The organism is Paenibacillus sp. F411 (genome assembly GCF_017582705.1).
GTDB classification, from domain to species: Bacteria; Bacillota; Bacilli; order Paenibacillales; family Paenibacillaceae; genus Paenibacillus_AQ; species Paenibacillus_AQ algicola.
The window spans coordinates 1-4,836 of record NZ_JAGFIP010000035.1; the positions used below are offsets into that span (position 1 = coordinate 1).

Sequence of the window (4,836 nt, forward strand, 5' to 3'; positions counted from 1 at the left end):
AAAATGCTCTATTTAGTGACGGTCGATGTCACCCGCAAGTGGACAGGCCGAGTCCAAAACTGGGGTCAGATCCTGCTTCAATTATCCGTCTTTTATCCTGAACGGATTGGCCAGCATCTGCCTTAAAGAGCATCTTCTTCTCTTAACATTAACAGGGGAACTCTTGATTTAGAGTTTACACAAACTTATTGACAGACCCAACGCGGCATCTACAAGACAAGGTTTTTCTATTTACACAAAATTCTTGACGCTACCGGAATAATACTTGAAATTTTTTGTTGGCGAGTTTTACCTAACTAAAAAAGAAACCACATGGAGCATTCCACGTGGTTAAAATACGACAATATTAATCTATATTTAACGTTCTCTTAATTTTTGCATGGTCCTCCTTAGAAAGATTGCATACAGTGATACTTTGTAATCTATCTTCTTTATCAAAGCTAAACACCACATCGTTATTCCCTACATTCCTAAAGGCTACTTCGTCAGAAAAATTAATTAGCACTGCATTATTCAAAACTATAACAGAAAAACTTTGTACATAATCAATATACTTTACATTGAAGGAGCTAATGTCAAAAACTGGGCAACCCCGCATCACCTCCCCCATATCCAATATATCATTTCTCTTAGAATTATCAGATGAAAGTACCAAGGTCATACTACAGACAACTCCACTAATCGAGTCTATGCCAATTTCGATAAGCGATTTTCTTATATCTCCTGTCCGCCAATAAATAAGTGGAAGATTGTATCTCCCCTGACTATGTTTCCATTCCACGTTAAGCGGAACATAGTCATCAAACTCTATAGTTACTCTGCACTCATCAGTAATATTAATTAACTCTAGCATTCAAAACACCTTCTTTTACTTTATCTATACACTGCATGCATAATAACTGGAAGAATGTCCCCTTCTTTTTTTGAAAACTTCAGTTCCCAACCTCTTACATTAACAAGCTTATTATACTCAATTCCTTTTTTAGTCGCATAATCAACAGCTGACTTAAAACTCGTAAGTAATGCCTGTTGATTGATACTATAAGAATGACTTGTATACCTTTTAACATATTCCTCCATATGTTTAGTTGCATTCGGGTGTACCCACATTTTTCCTGCATTGCGACTGGTTAGCTCAAAAGATCTTGGAATCAATGTGCCTTCTCTTACAGCCTGAGTTTGCCTAATAAAACTCCATACTGTATCACCTTTACTCACTGCATTTTTTGTGGCAGAACTAACAGCTTTTTTCCACGCTCCTATCCCGCCACTTATAACTGTTTCAATAATAAACCAACTTAATTCATCTTCACGTACACCACGATCCACGATACTGGTAAAAAAGGCATGCTGATCATAATAGTTAAAAGGGCGCTTTTCAGTTGTACCCACATTTAACCATCCAGTTAGTACACCATTACTTATTATTGGGAGACCAGTTAAATACTTGTCTTCCCTTAAATACTGAGAAGATCCACTATTCCCTGAACAGTCACCCGCATGTGCCCAATTCCCGTCACTTGAACGGCAATAATGACCTGTAGGATCAGTATAAATTAGTGGGTTATTTAATACGTATGCATACAAATTCAAACTTTTAGGATTATCAATTCTACCCTCATACGTATCCTAATTCATAAACCTACCCATACTTGGATCGTACCACCGCGCTCTTAAATATTGGAGTTTAGTTGTATCATCCCAATACTCTCCAGAATATCGGAAAGGATTATGCACTTGTTCTATCTGGGTAATAATGTTCCCCCAGAGGTCATAAGAGTATTTATTGAGCGTTTGGCCGGATTCATTCTGCAGTTCTTTAATATCTCCATGACCGTTGGACAAGACATGCACTCTTGAACCGTCTGCATAATCGATTGCTTCAAGTGCATTTCCGCGGATGTAGGTTGCTTTATGGACGGGCTGTCCATTGACGATCTCTGCTTCGGCTATGATCTGGCTTCCATCATAATAATAGCGGTTTCGAACTCCATTCTCGACACGTTCGACCAACAGTCCGTCTCCGTTGTATACATATTGCACAGTCTTACCTTCGGTAGCGACTTGAACCAACCGATCTTGAGCATCAAATGTATTGTTCATTGATGGCGGTTCTAACCATTGTTCCGAACTTAGGGTCAAGCGGTTTCCTAGCTTATCATAGGTGTACGCCTCATTAAATACGCTGGATTCTTTTATCCGAACTAACTGATCATAAGTAAATGTATCAACCACATCATTCTGAGTACGCTTCTGGATGTTGTTATTGGCATCGTACTCGTACTGATAGCGACTAATCAGATGCTGCCCTCGAACTTGTTCCTTCTCTAACAGCTTTGTACCCATGAATCGCTGCTGCGTGGTCAAATTCTCATTTAACTTAGTTTGGTTAAGCAAGCCATTCGCATAGTAGGTGTACTCGAACTCCTCAGATCCACTGGTTGTCCCCATGGCAGTTAGACGATCCATCGCATCGTATTTGAAAAATCTCTGGCCGCCAAATGGACCGATAGCTTCCGTCCGATTCCCGTTAGCATCATATGCAATGCGCAATTCCTTTCTATCCGGGTACTGGAGTTTTGTCGAAAGGCCTTGCTCCGTATCATACTCATATTCGGTAATCCCTGTTGAATCTGTCATGGATAATCCTTTTCCAGCCGCATCATATGTGTACTGAATGGTCTCATCTGCGCTTACTCGCTCAATTAAACGATAGCACCTAGCGACTCCAACTGTCATAACTGATTTGTGTACGTTGTCCTAGTGCATCTTCTGATCATACGATTCGACCATAAGGGTCATGGTCATAGCCGGTTCTGGACTTGACATTGAGTCCGCTATTAGTCAAAACCCCTTCTTCCAATTCCCAGCCGAATGCATTCCATCGCGTTCTAGTCTTTTGTCCAAGTTCATTAGTTACGGTCACCGTGTTATTGATGTCATCGTTCTCTGCTGCCGTGCATCCTTAAATGAGGTTAAATGTCCTGTCGCCGTGTCACTTCCAAGACCAGCCTTTCCCTAATGGGTACAACTGCTCTTCATACTTAGGGGATGTTTAGATCGATTCCTTCCACAGGATATATGCCAGAGAGACAGAAAACCACAAGGCGAAAATTTATTCGCATTGTGGTCATTAAATCATGTCACTCAATATTTTTTTATATTCATATTCTATTTTAACATCTTGAAATTCCGTTTCTTGTTTAAAAATTTTACTTGAGTAATATGAAACATGAAGGTTAGTGTCATCGCTCCAATCTATCTCGAATTTTCCTTGTGAAATATAAATATTACCTTTTTCATTACTTAAATTTTGATCCTCCTCAAGAATAGATAAATGGTAAGAATCACTAGTTGTTGCGCCACACGCTCTTATAAAGATTACAGCACTCTTGCTATTGTCAGGCGAGTCAATCTTTTCAACAATATCATTACTGCATAACTCATTCCCACATGCGGTTATAAGCATGAAAGATATATTGATAGCAAATGTTAATAACCAACGCATTTTCATGACTAACCCCTAACTATTTATGCCATTTGTAGTATATCTTTATACCTTGTAAAATTCTCTGTGTGTCCCTTGGATCGTCACCAAAACTAGTGAAGTTAAGTCCATTTATTGAAAAAGTCCCTGCTTTTATTTGCGCAAACCCAGCACCAGCAGTTAATAAACGGTCTGGAATATTCATTACCTTACCAAAGTAACCGTAAGAGATATTCCCAGGGACGTCCTTGTCAACAACTTCACCAGAATAAATAAAATGAGAATGCTGCCAGTCAGGCTGATTTTTTAAATCTAGTTCAGCTTTATTTTTTACGATGTTGTAAAAATCTTCTAAGTTACGAACGAAATTATCATTCGTTCTTTCAGAGTACAAATATTCGTATTGTAGCATTAACCCATTAAGTTTTTTGGTTACATCAATAATAGTATAATAATCTAGACCCAGAGAAGATTTAACTGTGTAACCCTTAGGATTGTTTTTTTCATCATAAAGCCCAATGCTACTTCTAATCTTCGCTGCTTTATTACTTAATTCTGCTTTTTCCTTATTACTCGCATCTTTATACTGAATTTTCATCTTAACTCAACTTTCGCAGCTTAAATTTGGCAGATAAGCCTTGATATAACTGGGCAAATCGGCAATCCATTGCTGTAGTTGTGTTTGAATGAGTTTTGTCATTTTCTTATTTGCTTTCTTAGCCACATCCTCAAGAATTTGAATGAGCTGCTGTAAAGCTACGGCCCAATCCAGTTGGCTGACTTCGTCGCAGAGCAGATGAAATAAACCACCCAGGGTGCGGTTGTCGGTACCCTGCCGGTGTTGCCAAGCCAGCAGGATGTATCGAGAAAAGACAATGGTCGTGTGGCTGATCAACAAATCATAAGTGCGTCCCTGAAATTCTTTCTGCAAGCGCAGCAATGACTTGGCATACTTAAAGAAAACCTCAATGTCCCAGCGGATTCCGTAGATTCGGATGATTTCTTCCTCGGAAAGTGAAAGATCGGTGCATAAAATGGCGAGCCATTCCTTTTTGTTGGAACGATGGCGCACAAAGACCATCGTGACGGGAATCCCAGGAGACAGCTGAGTGCCGATGCACCGCAGAATGCCTTTGATGTTCCCTTGAACAAGAGCTGCTTTATAGTAAAGCTCTTGGAGCGTTAACCGCCGGCCTTCCACAAGGTATCTTTTCTTGTCGGCTTTAACCATGCCAATAACATCCAGACCGCGATCGATCATGGATTGGATTAGTGGAGCGTGTGTAAACCAACTGTCCATCAACACGTAAGAAGCTTGCATGCCTGTCGAAAGCGCTCGATCGATCATC

General features: G+C 39.9%; 6 protein-coding genes and 1 pseudogene. 1 reads left to right on the forward strand and 6 read right to left on the reverse strand.

Annotation, left to right across the window (positions count from 1 at the left end):
• Positions 1-126 (forward strand): annotated as a pseudogene (locus tag JJQ72_RS20590) (IS256 family transposase); the annotation flags it as partial.
• Between the two features lie 220 nt (positions 127-346).
• On the opposite strand, the gene JJQ72_RS20025 reads toward JJQ72_RS20590, so the two are convergent.
• From JJQ72_RS20025 to JJQ72_RS20055, 6 genes are all read right to left on the reverse strand, one after another.
• Positions 347-853, reverse strand: a complete 507-nt coding sequence (locus JJQ72_RS20025; RefSeq protein WP_208204759.1) for a hypothetical protein — start codon at positions 851-853, stop codon at positions 347-349.
• 20 nt (positions 854-873) lie between these two features.
• Complete coding sequence (locus JJQ72_RS20030; RefSeq protein ID WP_208204760.1) at positions 874-1,392, reverse strand: hypothetical protein; 519 nt, start codon at positions 1,390-1,392, stop codon at positions 874-876.
• Positions 1,393-1,629: 237 nt separating this feature from the next.
• Positions 1,630-2,640 (reverse strand): RHS repeat domain-containing protein, encoded by a 1,011-nt coding sequence (locus JJQ72_RS20035; RefSeq protein WP_243896302.1) that lies wholly within the window; start codon positions 2,638-2,640, stop codon positions 1,630-1,632.
• A 493-nt stretch (positions 2,641-3,133) separates the two neighbouring features.
• Positions 3,134-3,514 (reverse strand): hypothetical protein, encoded by a 381-nt coding sequence (locus tag JJQ72_RS20045; protein WP_208204763.1) that lies wholly within the window; start codon positions 3,512-3,514, stop codon positions 3,134-3,136.
• Between the two features lie 13 nt (positions 3,515-3,527).
• Complete coding sequence (locus JJQ72_RS20050) at positions 3,528-4,085, reverse strand: polymorphic toxin type 44 domain-containing protein (RefSeq protein ID WP_208204764.1); 558 nt, start codon at positions 4,083-4,085, stop codon at positions 3,528-3,530.
• A 6-nt stretch (positions 4,086-4,091) separates the two neighbouring features.
• Positions 4,092-4,836 (reverse strand): IS4 family transposase (locus JJQ72_RS20055; protein ID WP_208204765.1); only part of this gene is annotated, 745 nt, incomplete at its 5' end.

Coding starts and splice junctions, on each gene's coding strand:
- JJQ72_RS20045 (WP_208204763.1), bottom strand. CDS start 3,514: ATGAAAATGCGTTGGTTATTAACATTTGCTATCAATATATCTTTCATG.
- JJQ72_RS20035 (WP_243896302.1), bottom strand. CDS start 2,640: ATGACAGATTCAACAGGGATTACCGAATATGAGTATGATACGGAGCAA.
- JJQ72_RS20050 (WP_208204764.1), bottom strand. CDS start 4,085: ATGAAAATTCAGTATAAAGATGCGAGTAATAAGGAAAAAGCAGAATTA.
- JJQ72_RS20025 (WP_208204759.1), bottom strand. CDS start 853: ATGCTAGAGTTAATTAATATTACTGATGAGTGCAGAGTAACTATAGAG.